Source organism: Aggregatibacter kilianii, assembly GCF_003130255.1.
GTDB classification, from domain to species: Bacteria; Pseudomonadota; Gammaproteobacteria; order Enterobacterales; family Pasteurellaceae; genus Aggregatibacter; species Aggregatibacter kilianii.
This window is the reverse complement of sequence record NZ_NRCN01000001.1, coordinates 832,959-849,615: the sequence shown is the minus strand read 5'-3', so window position 1 is coordinate 849,615 and position 16,657 is coordinate 832,959. Positions and strand designations below refer to the sequence as shown.

Here is a 16,657-nt window from a genome sequence, read left to right as displayed (position 1 = left end):
GGATTTTCGTTTAAATTCCGTTAGCTTGTCGCCATTCGGTTAATTTGGCAAAGAGCGTTTTGCCCATTGGGCTTGGATCGCCGCTGAATAAGGTTTTTAACCCGTTATTTTCAATAATATGACGACGTAATGCCAGGCGTTCTTGGTGATTTTCTGCCAAGCGAATGGCGCGTTCGATATAATCCTCCACGCTGCCGGCGATGAGCCATTCCGGCAATCCTAAGCGCTTGAACAGACCTTCATCAATGTGCTCATGTACTTCCGGCCCGGTTTTACATACGCCTACCAAGCCGAGCGTGACCATGTCGATAATGCCATTGGTGTTGCCGAATGGGAACGGATTGAGCATCATGTCGCAGTTGTGCAGAATGTCTAAATACCGGTTGTAAGGTGAATGCGGATGTGCCGTTGCATCATCGCCCAAATAGGTGCGGATAAAACGCTCTATATAAGGATGCGTGATGCCGCTGGATTGACCAAGCGCGAAGTGGAAATGGATTTTCACCTTGGCGCGATCACGAATAACTTTGAGTGCTTCCAAGAAATACGGATTCAATTTCATGGTGGTGGCGGCAATACCAATATTCACAACTTCAGGGTTTTCCCGTAAGACATATTGCACATCGGTTGGCGCTAGTGAAGACGGCACATAAGGCAAGGCATCTTTTGGTAAACGGAGTAAGGTTTCGCTAAAGCAAGACTCCAAACCCACATAATCATCTTCCACAATCACATATTCAATAAATTCTGAATGGGTGGTGGCAGGATGACCTAAAGCGACGACTTGAATTGGCGCAAAGCGGGCGTTACTTACGAAAATATTCAGCAAATCCATACCAATGCTTGGCATATATAAAATGGCCGCACCATTTTTTTCACAAATCGTTTTTAATAACTCTAATTTTTCTAAAATATTGGTACCGTCAAATTCGTGGAATTCATCAAATACATCCCGTCCGGCTTGATCTACAACACTATTGCCGAAGCCAATTAAATAGAATTGTTCACGTGCGGCGATCATGGATGTGGAGTGCGTACGATAGATGGAGTGAGAGGAGTGGAAATGCTCTAAAACAACCACCATTACCGGTTTGCCGTTGCGCGTGCCGATGTGAGAAATTTGTCTGTCCTGCCAACCGCATTTTAAGAGGTGGCCACGAATAACTTGATTGAGCGCTTTCTTCACGTTGTGTTTGTTTTCTGCCGTGTCATAGCTGCAATGCATATACACATCGTGTGAAATACTACTCGGTAGGTTATCTAACGTTTCAAATTGCTCAAGTTTTGCAGGGAACCATTGCAGAATCGCACTACGCTTGGAAAATGCCGCCGGAGTACCGATAAAACGAGGTGCTTGCAAAGCAAAGCATAAGGAGCCACAAATGTCTTTATCGGCTTCCCACATGGCATCTAAGTTAAGGTTTACATTGGCCTCCGGGAGATAAAGCACGGCGAATTTCATTAGCGCATTTTTATTCGGTTCCAAGTAAATATCATAAATGGAATCACGTTCCGGGTTGCAATTATAGGTTTGCAAAATATGGTCGGCGTTAATGTAAGGCGAGCTGGCGAAAATTAAGTTTAACCAACGTTGTGCGACGAAGAAACGATTGGCGCCGGATTCCGATAAAGAAAATTGCGGGTCGCAAAAGAGTTGCGTAACAGCATTGGCCATGCGGGTGCAAAAATACACAATGAGGTCTTGCGTTAGCGTTTCCAATTGTTGCGGATAATCAAAGTCAATGCCCTCGATGCCACCGAAGTTGATATCGATTTTATGTAGAATATCTAATAATTCGGTGCAGGCCGCTTCGTAATCTTTTTCCGCAACGGCTTTTTCAAATTGTATTACGCTTGGATTTTTCTTTTCGGACATAAGTCCTCTCCTCTTGCTTTAACAGGTTCCCCACAAGTCGTATTCGTCTGCTTCAGTGATGGTGACGGAAATAATGTCGCCAATATTGACCGCACTTTGGCTTTGATTGTCCACATACACTAGGCCGTCGATTTCCGGCGCATCTGCCATGGAGCGGGCAATAATGCCTTGCTCATTGACTTCATCCACAATCACTCTAAGGGTTTTGCCGATTTTTTGTTGTAAACGGGCGGCAGAGATTTCTTGTTGCACTTGCATGAAGCGGTGGTACCGTTCTTCTTTCACCTCTTCCGGCACTTGATCCGGCATATCTGTCGCCGGTGCGCCTTCCACCGGGCTGAATTTGAAACAACCCACGCGATCCAATTGCGCTTCTTCTAAGAAATCCAACAACATTTGGAAATCTTCTTCCGTTTCGCCCGGGAAACCAACGATAAAGGTGGAACGCAATGTCAATTCAGGGCAAATCTCACGCCATTGTTTAATACGCTCTAAAGTGCGGTCGATTTTGCCGGGTCTTTTCATGGCCTTAAGGATTTTCGGGCTGGCGTGTTGCAGTGGAATGTCTAAATAAGGTAACAATTTGCCTGCCGCCATAAGTGGAATGAGTTCATCCACATGCGGATACGGATAAACATAATGTAAACGTACCCAAACACCCAGATTACCTAATTGTTGGCACAGGCTGATTAAATTATTTTTAATCGGCATACCGTTCCAGAACACGGTTTTATTTTGGTTTTCTTTCGTTTGATCTAAGGCGTAAGCGGAAGTGTCTTGCGATACGATTAACAGCTCTTTCACGCCGGCATCTACAAGACGTTTGGCTTCGTCTAACACTTGGGTAATCGGACGGCTATCCAAATCACCGCGCATAGACGGAATAATGCAGAAAGTGCAACGATGATCGCACCCTTCGGAAATTTTTAAATAGGCATAATGTTTTGGCGTGAGTTTCACACCTTGCGCCGGCATTAAACTTTCATACGGATTATAAGCCGGTTTTGGCACATATTTATGCACTTGCGTCATCACGGTTTCGTAGCTATGCGGGCCGGAGACTTCCAACACTTTAGGGTGTACTTGGCGAATTTGATCTTCTTTGGCGCCAAGGCAACCAGTGACAATGACTTTGCCGTTTTCTTCCAAGGCTTCACCAATAGCCTCTAAGGATTCTTGTACGGCGCTATCAATAAAGCCGCATGTATTAACAATAACCAAATCGGCGTTTTCGTAGCTTGGAATAATGTTATAACCATTGGAACGTAATTCGGTCAGAATACGCTCTGAATCTACTAAATTTTTTGGGCAACCAAGGCTGACAAAGCCGATGTTTGGGGTAGAACTCATAAATTTTCTCAAAAAGTCTATTACGGGTAATAAAAAAGGGGCTAATTCTACCTTTTTTTGTATAAAAAGGCGACAGTGAAATGCCAATAAAATCCTGCGTTGAATCCTGCGTTTTGGTACAACGACTTTTCATTTTAGCGAAATCCGCTATAATGTGTGCCGTTTTTTAGCCCTTAAAAAGCAATATTTTCATTCACAAGAGGAAAAAACATGGCAAAACACAAAAGCGCCTTGCAAACACCGTCTCAACATGTGCAGGGGACGCTGATCTATCAGCATCAACGCGGTGTCATTAAAGATAACGCCATTCATGCGTTATTGCACGATAAGCTATTCCGCCAGCGCGTAGAGCGCAACAAAAAAGGCAAAGGCAGTTATCAACGTAAAGCAAAACATATCAGTCGTTGGTGCGAAAAGCCCGATAATAAGATTTCTGTGATAAGAGATTTTATTATCGGGCTTTTTTCTATTCGTTTAGTTTGTGGAATATATTGATATTAATGAGGTTATTATGACAGTAAAAACAGAAGTCTTATTTAACAATACATGGAACGTCAGAATCAGCGATCCGGGTGAAGAAGGGGCAAAAAGTCATTTCTTTGAAACCATTTACATTACCTTGGAAGCGCATATCGATGGCGATGACGTGCAATATGAATTTACCCGCAAAGTGGAAGATCAAATTAAAATCAAAAAAATCTTCATCGAGTTAGACGAATTATTCATTTATCTTAGCGAACAGATTTCCCCTTTGGCACTGGGACATTTAGGCATTAAAATCGGCAATTTGGGCCTTGCCAAAGAGTAGAAAGTGCGGTCAAAAATATCCACGTTTTTTTATTGTTTTTATCTTTTAAAATTCCTCTTTTTAGGGGAATTTGGGGTTTCATCGATTGAATCGAATTAGCTCCTTTGATTCAAGAATATATAAATAATCTTCAAGTTATGTAAATTTTATCCCTGTAGCCTTCCCTTCCGATTTTCTTTTGTATTAAAATCCATCTGTTTTTCTATGGGGAAATGCTGTAAATCCCTTTCATTAAGTCACATCAAGTTTAGATTATCGTGGCTGTACTAATCTTGTTTTTATTCCTTAGAAGGTAATCAATATGAATAAAGTTTTTCGCGTAGTTTGGCATCATGCAACACAATCTTGGATCGCTGTATCAGAATTATCCCGTCAAAAAGGCAAAACTGCTGCAAGTGCGGATGAGCGAGCAGATATTTCTTCAAAAGGTATTCTAGCCTCTACAGTGGCTACCGCTTTGTTGGTGTTAGGTTCGGCTATGCCAGGTACTGTGATGGCAGCACCATCTAAAGCAAGCGATATTAAACCAAGTAATGAGCATTTCGTTAGTGTTGCAGCAACGCATAGTGATACCAATATTAGCGGAGAAGCAAATTATAATAATGATGCAGCCAAAGCGCCGGGTTCCGTTGCTATTGGAACAGGCGCTTCAGTGGCCTTCCAAGATGAGAATGGTGTGGGTTATGGTGCTCGTGAAGCGATTGCCATCGGTCAAAATGCAACGGTTAAATTAAAAGGTAAGATTTGTACCGATTGCACACCGGTGGAAGATCCTGCTTCTGAAGCCGCGATCGCCATTGGTCGTGATACGGTTGCTGCGGGTAAAGGCGCTACTGCATTAGGTGTTGGAGCAAATGCAGAAGCTCATGCTATTTCTATTGGTATGAATGCCTCAACAAATTTTAGTTCTATTGCCATTGGTGTTGAAGCCAAGTCTTCTGGCAAGAATGCGGTTGCTATGGGTAGTTCGGCGAAAACCGAAGCAAATAATGCGATTGCCATTGGTAACGGGGCTTCCGCAAAGAAACAATCTGATTTAGCCGTGGGTGATGGTGCAAAAGCATCAAATGGACAAGATGCGGCGTTTGGTGTGTCAGCGAATGCGAGTGGTAATGGTGCAACCGCAATTGGTGGATTAACCGGAGCATCTGGTTGGTTATCCACGTCTGTCGGTTATTTAAGCCAATCCGCCGGAAGTGGTTCCTTTGCCGGTGGTGCAAGAGCCAATGCGAATGGCTCAGGTGCAATTTCTATTGGTATGAATTCTACCTCAACAAATACCAATTCAACCGCGTTAGGTGCTTTTGCCAATGCAGCGGGGCCTCATTCAACCGCATTAGGTGTCAATGCAAGTACCGCCAGTGATGCATGGTATTCCTTAGCAAGTGGATCTTCGGCTAAAGCGAGCGCAAATTATACAATGGCAAGCGGTCATACTGCTAATGCTTCTGCCGAAGCGGCTATTTCCCTTGGTGCAAACACCACTGCAAGCCAGATTAATGCCGTTGCTTTGGGGGCAAATGCTACCGCAAGTCATATTAATGCTGTTGCTTTAGGCTCAAACTCTTCGACAAAAGAGGCGGTTGCCAGCAATGAAGCCACCGTCAACGGCGTTTATTATTCCGGCTTTGCTGCGAATAATGCGGCTAGCGTGGTCAGTTTAGGCGATGCAGGAAAAGAGCGTCAGTTAGTAAATGTTGCTGCCGGTCAAATTAGCGCAACCTCTACTGATGCTATCAATGGTAGCCAATTACACTTAGTTGCAAGCGGTTTGCGTGATCAAATGCCGGTGGTGTATACCACAGTAAATGGCAAAAAAGCGGTGAAAAAACCGGATGGCAAATTCTATGAGTTGGATGATAAGGGTAATGTTACTTCAACCGTTGTGCCAAATGGAGATGTGATTGCGTCCATGAATGATGGAAGCAATTCTGTGACTTCTCCTATGACATTGGCGAATATTAAAAGTACGTTGCCGGATACATTCAATACTACAATCAATCCGAAAGATGGTACTGCAGCAACGATCACCACGGCTCAACCTGCGCCACTCTTAACCGCAAATCAATATAATCATGCTGCGACCCTTGGTGATGTTTTAAATGCCGGTTGGAATTTGCAAGCAAATGGAAGTGCGGTGGATTTTGTAAAACCTTATGATAAGGTGAATTTTGCTAGCGCAGATGGCACGGTTGAAATTACACCAACCACAGATGGTTCAGCCAGTACGCTTGATTTCAAAGTAAAACACACTGACCTAACGGTAACTGATGGCAAAGTGGTTACTCCGGATAACACAAATGGCAGTAAATTTGTCAATGCTACGACAGTTGCAAACACAGTTAATAATTCCGGTTGGAAATTGGGTGGCAACGATAAGGCTATAGCCGGAAATTTAGTGAAACCTTCCAATAACGTGAATTTTATTAACGGAAAGGGCACTGAATCTGCAGTCGTTCATGATGCGACAACAGGTGATTCCACCGTAACCTTTAATGTGAAGCCAAATGGCACAAGCATTAATGTGACGAATGATGGCATTTCTGTGAATACCGGTAACATTACGGCCGCGCCAACAACCGGTAACGAAGCAGGTAAAGTGACTGTAGCTGCTGCTGAAACAGGCAAAGTGGCAACAGTAGACAATGTTGCGAAGGCGATTAATTCAGTATTCTGGAAAGTCGGCGATAACGAGGGAACGGTAAAAGCCAATGTTGGTGCGGGCAATCAGGTGAATTTCATAAATGGTGATGCAACCACTGCAACTGTTAAATCTGAAGGCGGTGTGACGAAGGTTGCCTATGATGTAGCTTACGATAACGATACGATTGTGAAAGATGCCAACGGTAAATTATCGGTGAACAAGTCTGCATTGCCTTCCGTGAAAGTGGAAAATACGGATAACACCATTACTGTGGCACCAACCGCCAATGGCTTTGGCGTTAAAGTGAATACCACGGAATTAAGCAATACTGATGGTAAGGTTAACACTCCGACAGATGGCGATAAATTAGTCAATGCAACAACCGTGACCAATGCTATTAATAATTCCGGTTGGAAATTAGGTGGCAACGATAAGACTGCTGAAGGCAGTTTGGTGAAACCTTCCAATAAAGTGAACTTTATTAACGGAATGGGCACTACATCTGAAGTTAAAACCGATGCGGCAACAGGTGATTCCACTGTGACCTTTAATGTGAAACCAAAAGATGCAACCATTAACGTGACGGATGAAGGCGTTTCAGTCAATACCGGTAACATTACGGCAGCGCCAACAACCGGTAACGAAGCGGGTAAAGTCAGCGTAGATGCTGCCGAAAAAGGCAAAGTGGCAACAGTAGACAATGTTGCGGAGGCGATTAATTCTGCAGGCTGGAAAGCTACTGCAACGAAAGATGGTGGTGAAGTTGAAGGTACATCCGAGCAATTAGTTAAACCAGGTGAGACCGTTAATTATATCGCCGGTAAAAATATTAAATTAAAACAAAACGGTGCAAATTTCACTGTTTCTACTACAGAGAATGTAACGTTTACTAATGCTAATGTGAATAGCGCATTAACTGTTGGTGAGGGCAATAACGCAACGCAAATTACGTCTTCGGCAGATGGCATGAAGGTGGCTAAAGCGGATGGCTCTGCAGCCCGCATTACTAACATCGCTGCCGGTGAGAATCCAACCGATGCTGTCAATGTTTCTCAGCTTAAAGCAGCGAAAACGAAAGTTGTTGCAGGAAATCAGGTTAATGTAACGTCTTCAATTGGAGACAATAAGCAAGAAATTTACACCGTAAATGTAAATACTACAGCGTTACCTGCAACGGTGACAGATGCTAATAAGCCGGCTGAGGACGGTAAATTGGCGGTGCCGACTGAAGGTGGTTTAGTGACAGCTTCTGATGTAGCAAATGCGATTAATGCCACTTATTGGAAAGTTGGTGATAATGCCGGTGTAGTACAAGGCAAGATCGGTGCCGGTAATCAGGTGAATTTTGTCAATGGTAATGGTACTACGGCAAATGTAGCGGTTGAAAACGGACAAACCAACGTTTCTTATGATGTCAATGTTGATGGTAGCACGGTAGTGATGAAAGAAGTTACCGATCCAAACAACCCGAATAAGAAAATTAAACAAATTGCCGGTAATTACGTCGGTCAAAATGGTGTTACTGTTAAGGGTAATGTGATTGAGGCTAAAACTGACGGTAAAACCGTTACGGTCAATAATGACGGTGCATTAACGGTTAGCGATGATGTCATGAACAACCTTACCAATTTTGAGGTGACCACCGGTGAACATGTTGATCAGTTTGTGACTAATACTGCAGCAAACAGCAAAAAAACGAGAGTGAAACCGGGCGATGTCGTTACTTATGCATCCGGTAAAAATATTGCTATTAAACAAGAAGGTACAACCTTTACGATTTCTACCACAGAAAATGCAACCTTTACCAATGCTAATGTGGGTAATACGTTAACGGTTGGTGAGGGCAATAATGCAACGCAAATCACCTCTTCGGCAGATGGTATGAAGGTGGCGAAAGCGGATGGTTCTGCAACCCGCATTACTAACGTCGCTGCCGGTGTGAATCCAACAGATGCTGTGAATGTAAGCCAATTGGGCGGGTTGAAAAATGATATTCATAATATGAATAATCGCCTTGGTAAGGTCAATCGTGAAGCTCGTGCCGGGGTTGCCGGTGCTAACGCCGCGGCAAGCTTACCGCAAGTATACATTCCGGGTAAATCCATGGTGGCGGCAGCCGGCGGTACCTTTAAAGGACAAAATGCATTTGCGGTGGGATATTCCCGTTCAAGTGATAATGGTAAATTGATCTTGAAACTACAAGGTAACGCCAATACCCAAGGTGATGTGGGTGGTGGTATTGGTGTAGGCTATCAATGGTAATTTACAACAACCTATAAAGATGAAACCCGACATGATGTCGGGTTTCTTTTTTGCTTTGAGGTGGTAAAAGTGCGGTCGTTTTTTCGGATATTTTTATAAAATCGTCAACACGGATTCCGGTGGGCGCCCGATTTTGGCCTTGTTGCCATGAATGACAATCGGACGCTCCAACAACGCAGAATGCTGGGAAATGGCTAGTAGTAAATCTTTTGTGCTAAGTGTCGGATTGTCTAAGCCAAGCGATTGGTATAACTCGTCTTTGGTGCGCATCATTTGGCGAATATCGGTAATGCCTAATTTATCGGCAATTTCTTGTAATTTCTCTACGCTATAACGCTGTTGTAAATAAAGCTCAACTTGCGGTTGAATATGGTGACTTTCCAATAATGCCAAGGTTTCACGGCTTTTGGAACAGCGTGGGTTGTGATAGATAATAACAGACATACAAATTCCTCTTGGTGTGTGATTTAACCTGATTTTACCTTATAATCAGCCAAGTTTTATAGAGGTATTCACTATGATTGAAATGTTAAAAAATTGGTATAACCGACGCTTTAGCGATCCGCAAGCCATGGGGTTGGCGGCGATTTTGCTATTCGGGTTTATTGCCATTTACTTTTTTAGCAACCTAATTGCTCCCTTATTGGTGGCGATCGTGTTGGCATATTTATTGGAATGGCCGGTGCGTTTATTAAATGAAAAGCTGAAATGCCCGCGTTTATTGGCAACGACCTTAGTCATCGGCACGTTTACCGGTTTGGTGTTTTTGGTGGTGTTGGTGCTGATTCCAAACTTATGGACGCAGATGGTCAATTTATTAAGTGATTTGCCACACATGTTTAATAAGTTTAACGAATGGCTGTTATCCTTGCCACAACGCTATCCTGATCTCATTGACACAAAAACCGTAGAATCGATTTTCGGCACGGTGAAAGAGAAAATTCTAGGGCTCGGCGAGTCTGCCTTGAAGCTGTCTTTGGCCTCTCTCATGAACTTGGTAACGCTAGGAATTTACGCGTTCTTGGTGCCTTTGATGGTGTTTTTCCTGTTGAAAGATAAACGTCAATTAATGGATGGGGTAAGTCGCTTCCTGCCGCGTAATCGCACCTTGGCATCGGCAGTTTGGGTGGAAATGCAACAACAAATTGCCAACTATATTCGAGGTAAGTTGGTGGAAATTTTTGTTGTGACGGCAGTGACTTATGTGATTTTCTTGATTTTTGGCTTGAATTATCCGTTATTATTGGCCGTTGCGGTCGGGATTTCCGTGTTGGTGCCTTACATCGGTGCCGTGTTGGTCGCTATTCCTGTGGTGTTGGTGGCGATTTTCCAATTCGGTGATACCTCCACATTTTGGTATATCGTCATTGCCTTTGTGGTGAGTCAATTATTAGACGGAAATTTACTCGTGCCGTTTTTGTTCTCTGAGGCGGTAAACTTACACCCTTTAGTGATTATTATTGCCGTACTCATCTTTGGCGGTTTGTGGGGGTTTTGGGGCGTGTTCTTCGCCATTCCGTTGGCAACGTTAGTTAAGGCGGTTGTTAACGCATGGCCTTCGAATGAAACCAACGGATGAAAAACATTATAGAAAATAACCGCACTTTGAATGATGAACTCAAAGTGCGGTTATTTTTTTAGGCATTTTTTCTTTGTTAAACCAACAATCCTGCCGCTTTCACCACCGCATGAATGGCTTTTTCTTCCGTTGACTTAATAGTTTCTTCATTCGGAATTTCCTGTTGGGTGCGGTTAACGATCGCGCCCGCAATCATACCCGCACGCAAACCAAGGGCGGAACACATGGTAAATAACGTGGCGGATTCCATTTCATAGTTCATTACATGGAGTTCTTGCCATTGTTTGAGCGAGCCTTGGAAGTGGCGATAGATTTTACCGGTGAATGTGTCGTAGCGCTCTTGCCCCGGATAGAAGGTGTCGGATGAGGCGGTGATGCCCACATGGACTTTATTGCTTGCGTCTTCTGAGGCCACCTTATAGAGCGCATTGGTACATTCGAAGTTAGCCACTGCCGGATATTCCAACGGTGCAAAATGGCGGCTTGCCCCATCTAAGCGCACTGCAGCGGTGGTAATCAGTAAATCGCCCACATTAATGTGCGGTTGAATGGCGCCGGTGGTGCCGATGCGTAAAAACGTGTGCACACCGAGCTGTGCCAATTCTTCTACCGCAATAGACACGGACGGACCACCGATACCGGTGGAACAAACAACGACGGCCTGTTCATCAATATAACCGAGCCAAGAGGTAAATTCACGGGTAGAGGCAAGGAATTTCGGACGATCCAACAAGCGTGCGATGCGTTCAACCCGTTCAGGCGCACCGGGAACGATGGCCAGTTTGGCTCCATCTAACATAGCTTTGGTTAGGCCAAGGTGAAATACTTCAGACATACTATTCTCCTTTTATTTAAGGTTTAATATCACGCAAAATCGGATTTTGCATGGAAATTAAGGTTTCGGTGGATTGAATCTCATCAATCAATTGAATCTTGGCTGAAAGCACCAAATGCAATTCTGCAATGGTATGCGTCATGACTTTAATGAAAATTGAATAATTACCCGTAGTGTAATAGGCTTCTACAACTTCATCAATGGCTTCCAGTTTCTTAATGACTTTCTCGTAATCTTTGGCGGATTTCAAAATAATGCCGATAAAACCACATACATCATAACCCAGCTTACGTTCGTTAATTTTAACTTTTGTCCCTTCAATAACGCCCGATTGACGCATTTTTTCCACGCGAACATGAATGGTACCGGGGCTAACGCCGAAGTTCTTCGCCATTTCAGCATAAGGTGTACGGGCATCCTTGGTGAGTACACGCAATATCTGCTGGTCTAAATTATCAATATTATGCATAACATGCTCCTTGCTTGAAAATTTTCCAATAAATGCGATTGGTTTTTGTATTTTTTGTAAATTATATCGAGTTTTATTTGAATTGTATCGAATAATGTTGCGCTAAATTTAAAAAATATGCAGAATTTGCCGCATTCAAGCCAACGTATTAAATAATATAGGATTAAAACAATGAAAAAGTCATTTATTTTGCAACAACAAGAGATTAGCTTTGTAAAAAACACATTTACCCAAAACCTCATCGAACAACTTGGCATCATTGAAGTTCAAGGTCCAATCTTAAGTCAAGTAGGCAATGGTATGCAAGATAACTTATCGGGTATCGAAAAAGCGGTACAAGTTCATGTAAAACAAATTCCAAATGCCGTGTTTGAAGTGGTGCATTCTTTAGCCAAATGGAAACGTCACACCTTGGCGCGTTTTCATTTTAAAGAAGGCGAAGGCTTGTTTGTACACATGAAAGCCTTACGCCCTGATGAAGATTCTCTTGACCCAACCCACTCCGTGTATGTGGATCAATGGGACTGGGAAAAAGTGATTCCGGAAGGTCGTCGCAACTTTGCTTATTTAAAGGAAACCGTTAATGCGATTTATCGTGCAATCCGTTTAACCGAATTGGCGGTAGAAGCGCGTTTTGATATTCCGTCTGTTCTGCCGAAACAAATCACCTTCGTACACAGTGAGGATTTGGTAAAACGCTATCCTGATTTAAGCAGCAAAGAGCGTGAAAACGCCATTTGTAAAGAATACGGCGCGGTATTTTTAATCGGTATCGGCGGCAAGTTGTCTGACGGCAAACCACATGATGGTCGTGCGCCGGATTACGATGACTGGACAACCGAGTCGGAAAACGGCTACAAAGGCTTGAACGGTGATATCTTGGTTTGGAACGACCAACTCGGTAAAGCCTTTGAGCTTTCTTCTATGGGTATTCGCGTTGATGAAGCCGCATTACGTTTACAAGTTAGCTTAACCGGCGATGAAGATCGTTTAAAAATGGACTGGCACCAAGAATTGTTGCAAGGCAAATTGCCGTTAAGTATCGGCGGCGGTATCGGTCAATCTCGTATGGCGATGTTGTTATTACGCAAAAAACATATCGGCGAAGTGCAATCCAGTGTCTGGCCGAAAGAAATGTTGGAACAATACCAAAACATTCTTTAATCTAAAATAAACAAGTGCGGTGGGTTTTAGAAACGTTTTTAAAACCTACCGCACTTTTACTCTTCCACAAAGCCTAATGCGGTTTCCACCACCTCAATTCCCGCACCTTCCTTATAAGCATTTTCACTTAAATACCGACGCCATTGACGGGCGCCTTTGCAGTTTTGGAAAGCCCCGAGCATGTGACGGACGATGTGGTTGAGATAGACGCCCTGGCTGAGTTGGCTTTCAATGTAAGGCAACATCCTTGCTACGGCTTGGCGCGGCGTAATTATCGGCGCGTTAGGATCAAACAGTGCCTGATCGATATGGCCGAGTAGCGATGGATTTTGATAGACCTCGCGTCCCACCATAACACCGTCCACGTGCTGCAAGTGCTGTTGTATTTCCTCAATCGTTTTGATTCCCCCGTTAATGCTGATAAGCAAATCGGGGAAATCCCGTTTTAGTTGATATACCCGTTCGTAATCCAACGGTGGAATTTCGCGATTTTGTTTTGGGCTTAGGCCGGAAAGCCAGGCTTTACGCGCATGGACGATGAATTCTCGGCAACCGACCTGTTTGACGGTTTGTACAAAATTATAAAGAAAATCATAGCTGTCAAAATCATCAATACCGATACGGGTTTTCACGGTGACGGGAATTTGCACCGCACTTTGCATTTGTTGGACGCATTCGGCAACTAAATTCGGTTTTGCCATTAAGCAAGCGCCGAACATGCCGTTTTGCACACGGTCGGAAGGACAACCAACGTTGAGGTTGATTTCTTGATAGCCGCGCTGTTCCGCCAATTGGGCGCAATGTTTCAGTTGTGCAGGGTCGCTACCGCCGAGCTGTAATGCCACGGGATGTTCTGCCGCATCAAAGTCAAGGTGATCATATTTGGCGTGAATGATGGCCTGTGCAGTCACCATTTCCGTGTAAAGCAAGGCGTGGCGGGAAAATTGGCGATGAAAATAACGGCAATGGCGCGTTGTCCAATCCAACATAGGGGCGACGGCAAAGCGGCCGCGATAAAAGTGCGGTTGATTTTGGGGCATTTTTTATGAACTTTCCTTCCTGTCTTTTTGCATTTCTTCTTGAATCCGATGGCGAAAACGCCCCGCCGCAAAATGGTAGAACGGCTTTGGACTAAATTGGCGTGAAATAATGGAGGAAATCAGACAGCAAATCAATAGCCAAATAAGCACCGGTTGGCAGCCCGTCATTTCCATCACGATGACGCTGGCGGTGACCGGTGATTGGGTAGCACCGGCTAAAAAAGCTGCCATGCAAAGCAACACGAGTAACCGTTGGTCTATTAAGCCGTCGCTGAAGGAGGCCACTTGTACGCCTAAGCCTGCACCGATGGTTAAGGAAGGGGTGAAAATCCCCCCTGCGATACCCGTCCAATAAGAGCCTACCGTGGCGAATAATTTCATGATACCGATATCTGGTTGTAGCGCTTCTCCGTCCAAAGCTTGGGTAACAACATGATAGCCTGTGCCGTAGGTTTGTCCTTGAGTGTAAACACCAAGTGCGGTCAAAATCAGACCTAAAATAAAAGCGGTAATAATTGGGTGGCGATGAACGCCATGACGGAAAATAGCAGGCAATGTACCGGCAATGCCTTTTGCCAATAAACGGGCGAAGATACCGCCGGAAACACCGCCGACTAAGCCGCACAGCAAGACCCATAAATATAGGTAAGGAATATCGGTGGCACCGTGATATTTCGGAAAGTAAGGGTTGTTGCCGTCGATGGCTACTAAAATAAAGCCCGCCGCCAGCACGCCTAATAATACGCGCCGTTCCCAGCGTAGTAATACACCACGTCCCAGTTCTTCAATTGCAAAAATGACACCGGCCAGGGGCGCGTTAAATGCAGCAGCCAAACCGCCGGCAGCTCCCGTTGCCATGAGCTCGTTGGCCGTTAATCCGTTAAATGCGATACCGTATCGACGACAAATATTACCCCACCATAACATTACTGCCGCACCCACTTGTACGGACGGCCCTTCCCGCCCAACAGACGCACCAATGAGCATGGCAAGAAAAGTTAGGGGAATTTTCCACAGGGTTTGTCCGAAGGCGACTAAGCGATGTTTATCGGCATGATTGGGCAAGCTGATAGAGGCGATGACTTGCGGGATACCGCTGCCTCCTACATAGGGTGTGTACTTCGCTATAAACCATGTCAACAATGCCAAGCCGCTTGGCAAAACGAACCACACAGCAAGCGGGTAGCGCTGTGTCCAATAGGCGTTCCATGCCAATCCTAAATCAGCCAATTTGGCAAAACCTAAGGAAAATAAGGAGACGAGCGCCGCGCCGATTAGTAGGCAGGAAAATTCAACGGTTTTGTGAGAGATTCGGTAACTTTGGCGTAATTTCTTGTGTAAAACATACCGCACTTTGGCGGTTGTATGGCGTAAAAAGGTGATGAAAGCGTCCATTACGTTCGATCTTTCCTCATTGAGGATTTTTGTTGCTTATAAATTGCTAAAGCAGAATTTTATACCAATAAAAAGGGAGTTGTTAGCTATAAATTCAAAATCTTTACACTTGAGTAGAAAATTAGCAACTATATTTCTTGGGGCTTCTCTTAAAATAATGGCATTCGCAATGCTGTAGGTCGTATGTCGAATAAACATCAATAAATTCATCACATTCAAGGAGATTATTATGGCTTTCAATCTTAAAAATAGACACTTATTAAGTCTTGTCAATCACTCAGAACGTGAAATCAAATATTTGTTAGATTTATCCCGTGATTTAAAACGGGCGAAATATGCCGGCACTGAACAACAAAAATTAAAAGGTAAAAATATTGCGTTAATTTTTGAAAAAACTTCCACGAGAACCCGCTGCGCTTTTGAAGTTGCTGCTTATGACCAAGGCGCGCAAGTGACCTACATCGATCCAAACTCTTCTCAAATCGGCCATAAAGAAAGTATGAAAGACACTGCCCGAGTGTTAGGCAGAATGTACGACGCCATTGAATATCGCGGTTTCAAACAAGAAATTGTGGACGAATTGGCCGAATATGCCGGCGTGCCGGTATTTAATGGCTTAACTGACGAATTCCACCCGACCCAAATGTTGGCAGACGTGTTAACCATGATTGAAAACTGCGATAAACCATTAAGTGAAATCAAATATGTGTATATCGGTGATGCGCGTAATAACATGGGGAATTCCTTATTATTAATCGGCGCTAAATTAGGCATGGATGTCCGCATTTGTGGACCAAAAGCCTTATTGCCGGATGCGGAACTTGTAGACATGTGTGAAGGCTTTGCAAAACAAAGTGGCGCACGTATTACCGTCACCGATGATATTGATAAAGCAGTGAAAGGTGTAGATTTCGTGCACACCGACGTATGGGTTTCCATGGGTGAACCGCTAGAAACGTGGGGCGAACGTATTAAATTATTATTGCCATATCAAGTTACCCCTGAATTGATGAAACGTACGGGTAATCCAAAAGTAAAATTTATGCACTGTTTGCCGGCATTCCATAACAGCGAAACCAAAGTGGGTCGTCAAATTGCGGAAAAATACCCTGAGTTGGCAAACGGTATTGAAGTCATCGAAGATGTCTTTGAATCTCCGATGAATGTGGCGTTTGAACAAGCGGAAAACCGCATGCACACCATTAAAGCCGTGCTTTATTCCAGCTTAATTTAAG

At 44.0% G+C, this 16,657-nt stretch carries 13 protein-coding genes; 6 read left to right on the top strand and 7 right to left on the bottom strand.

What is annotated here, in order from left to right:
• Positions 1-10: 10 nt before the first annotated feature.
• Both DK428_RS03840 and rimO read right to left on the bottom strand, forming a co-directional pair.
• A complete protein-coding gene (locus tag DK428_RS03840; RefSeq protein WP_109064631.1) occupies positions 11-1,876 on the bottom strand; it encodes a UDP-glucose:protein N-beta-glucosyltransferase in 1,866 nt (621 codons plus the stop codon).
• A gap of 18 nt (positions 1,877-1,894) precedes the next feature.
• A complete protein-coding gene (gene rimO / locus DK428_RS03835) occupies positions 1,895-3,226 on the bottom strand; it encodes a 30S ribosomal protein S12 methylthiotransferase RimO (RefSeq protein ID WP_109064632.1) in 1,332 nt (443 codons plus the stop codon).
• A gap of 210 nt (positions 3,227-3,436) precedes the next feature.
• On the opposite strand from rimO, the gene DK428_RS03830 reads away from it, so the two are divergent.
• The 3 genes from DK428_RS03830 to DK428_RS03820 all read left to right on the top strand — a co-directional run bounded on the left by DK428_RS03830 (position 3,437) and on the right by DK428_RS03820 (position 8,940).
• Positions 3,437-3,721 carry an alternative ribosome-rescue factor A gene (locus DK428_RS03830; RefSeq protein WP_109064633.1) on the top strand — a complete coding sequence of 95 codons (285 nt, stop codon included), beginning with the start codon at positions 3,437-3,439 and terminating at the stop codon, positions 3,719-3,721.
• 16 nt (positions 3,722-3,737) lie between these two features.
• A complete protein-coding gene (locus DK428_RS03825; protein ID WP_204352461.1) occupies positions 3,738-4,034 on the top strand; it encodes a DUF5377 family protein in 297 nt (98 codons plus the stop codon).
• Between the two features lie 301 nt (positions 4,035-4,335).
• A complete protein-coding gene (locus DK428_RS03820; protein WP_109064635.1) occupies positions 4,336-8,940 on the top strand; it encodes a YadA-like family protein in 4,605 nt (1,534 codons plus the stop codon).
• Positions 8,941-9,033: 93 nt separating this feature from the next.
• On the opposite strand, the gene arsC is transcribed toward DK428_RS03820, so the two are convergent.
• Positions 9,034-9,384 carry an arsenate reductase (glutaredoxin) gene (gene arsC / locus DK428_RS03815; RefSeq protein WP_109064636.1) on the bottom strand — a complete coding sequence of 117 codons (351 nt, stop codon included), beginning with the start codon at positions 9,382-9,384 and terminating at the stop codon, positions 9,034-9,036.
• A 73-nt stretch (positions 9,385-9,457) separates the two neighbouring features.
• Here arsC and DK428_RS03810 point away from each other — a divergent pair, with 73 nt between their 5' ends.
• Positions 9,458-10,519 (top strand): AI-2E family transporter, encoded by a 1,062-nt coding sequence (locus DK428_RS03810; protein ID WP_109064637.1) that lies wholly within the window; start codon positions 9,458-9,460, stop codon positions 10,517-10,519.
• 76 nt (positions 10,520-10,595) lie between these two features.
• On the opposite strand, the gene udp is transcribed toward DK428_RS03810, so the two are convergent.
• Positions 10,596-11,354: a uridine phosphorylase gene (udp, locus tag DK428_RS03805; RefSeq protein ID WP_109064638.1), complete on the bottom strand. Its 759-nt coding sequence runs from the start codon at positions 11,352-11,354 to the stop codon at positions 10,596-10,598.
• Between the two features lie 16 nt (positions 11,355-11,370).
• Entirely contained in the window at positions 11,371-11,823 is a 453-nt protein-coding gene (gene asnC / locus DK428_RS03800; protein ID WP_109064639.1) for a transcriptional regulator AsnC, read from the bottom strand.
• A 171-nt stretch (positions 11,824-11,994) separates the two neighbouring features.
• On the opposite strand from asnC, the gene asnA reads away from it, so the two are divergent.
• Positions 11,995-12,987, top strand: coding sequence for an aspartate--ammonia ligase (gene asnA / locus DK428_RS03795; RefSeq protein ID WP_109064640.1), 993 nt, complete (start codon positions 11,995-11,997; stop codon positions 12,985-12,987).
• A gap of 56 nt (positions 12,988-13,043) precedes the next feature.
• Here asnA and dusA read toward each other — a convergent pair whose 3' ends face one another.
• Positions 13,044-14,027: a tRNA dihydrouridine(20/20a) synthase DusA gene (gene dusA, locus DK428_RS03790; protein WP_109064641.1), complete on the bottom strand. Its 984-nt coding sequence runs from the start codon at positions 14,025-14,027 to the stop codon at positions 13,044-13,046.
• A 3-nt stretch (positions 14,028-14,030) separates the two neighbouring features.
• The gene (locus DK428_RS03785; protein ID WP_109064642.1) at positions 14,031-15,422 is read right to left on the bottom strand and encodes a chloride channel protein; all 1,392 of its coding nucleotides are present in this window, start codon (positions 15,420-15,422) and stop codon (positions 14,031-14,033) included.
• Positions 15,423-15,651: 229 nt separating this feature from the next.
• Here DK428_RS03785 and DK428_RS03780 point away from each other — a divergent pair, with 229 nt between their 5' ends.
• On the top strand, positions 15,652-16,656 hold the full coding sequence (locus DK428_RS03780; RefSeq protein WP_109064644.1) for an ornithine carbamoyltransferase: 1,005 nt from the start codon (positions 15,652-15,654) through the stop codon (positions 16,654-16,656).
• The last annotated feature ends 1 nt before the right edge of the window (position 16,657 follow it).

What these genes read in the sequence shown, in the direction of transcription:
- dusA (WP_109064641.1), bottom strand. Translation starts at nt 14,027, where the DNA reads ATGCCCCAAAATCAACCGCACTTTTATCGCGGCCGCTTTGCCGTCGCC.
- DK428_RS03830 (WP_109064633.1), top strand. Translation starts at nt 3,437, where the DNA reads ATGGCAAAACACAAAAGCGCCTTGCAAACACCGTCTCAACATGTGCAG.
- DK428_RS03840 (WP_109064631.1), bottom strand. Translation starts at nt 1,876, where the DNA reads ATGTCCGAAAAGAAAAATCCAAGCGTAATACAATTTGAAAAAGCCGTT.
- udp (WP_109064638.1), bottom strand. Translation starts at nt 11,354, where the DNA reads ATGTCTGAAGTATTTCACCTTGGCCTAACCAAAGCTATGTTAGATGGA.
- DK428_RS03785 (WP_109064642.1), bottom strand. Translation starts at nt 15,422, where the DNA reads ATGGACGCTTTCATCACCTTTTTACGCCATACAACCGCCAAAGTGCGG.
- rimO (WP_109064632.1), bottom strand. Translation starts at nt 3,226, where the DNA reads ATGAGTTCTACCCCAAACATCGGCTTTGTCAGCCTTGGTTGCCCAAAA.
- asnA (WP_109064640.1), top strand. Translation starts at nt 11,995, where the DNA reads ATGAAAAAGTCATTTATTTTGCAACAACAAGAGATTAGCTTTGTAAAA.
- DK428_RS03820 (WP_109064635.1), top strand. Translation starts at nt 4,336, where the DNA reads ATGAATAAAGTTTTTCGCGTAGTTTGGCATCATGCAACACAATCTTGG.
- DK428_RS03825 (WP_204352461.1), top strand. Translation starts at nt 3,738, where the DNA reads ATGACAGTAAAAACAGAAGTCTTATTTAACAATACATGGAACGTCAGA.
- DK428_RS03780 (WP_109064644.1), top strand. Translation starts at nt 15,652, where the DNA reads ATGGCTTTCAATCTTAAAAATAGACACTTATTAAGTCTTGTCAATCAC.
- DK428_RS03810 (WP_109064637.1), top strand. Translation starts at nt 9,458, where the DNA reads ATGATTGAAATGTTAAAAAATTGGTATAACCGACGCTTTAGCGATCCG.
- arsC (WP_109064636.1), bottom strand. Translation starts at nt 9,384, where the DNA reads ATGTCTGTTATTATCTATCACAACCCACGCTGTTCCAAAAGCCGTGAA.
- asnC (WP_109064639.1), bottom strand. Translation starts at nt 11,823, where the DNA reads ATGCATAATATTGATAATTTAGACCAGCAGATATTGCGTGTACTCACC.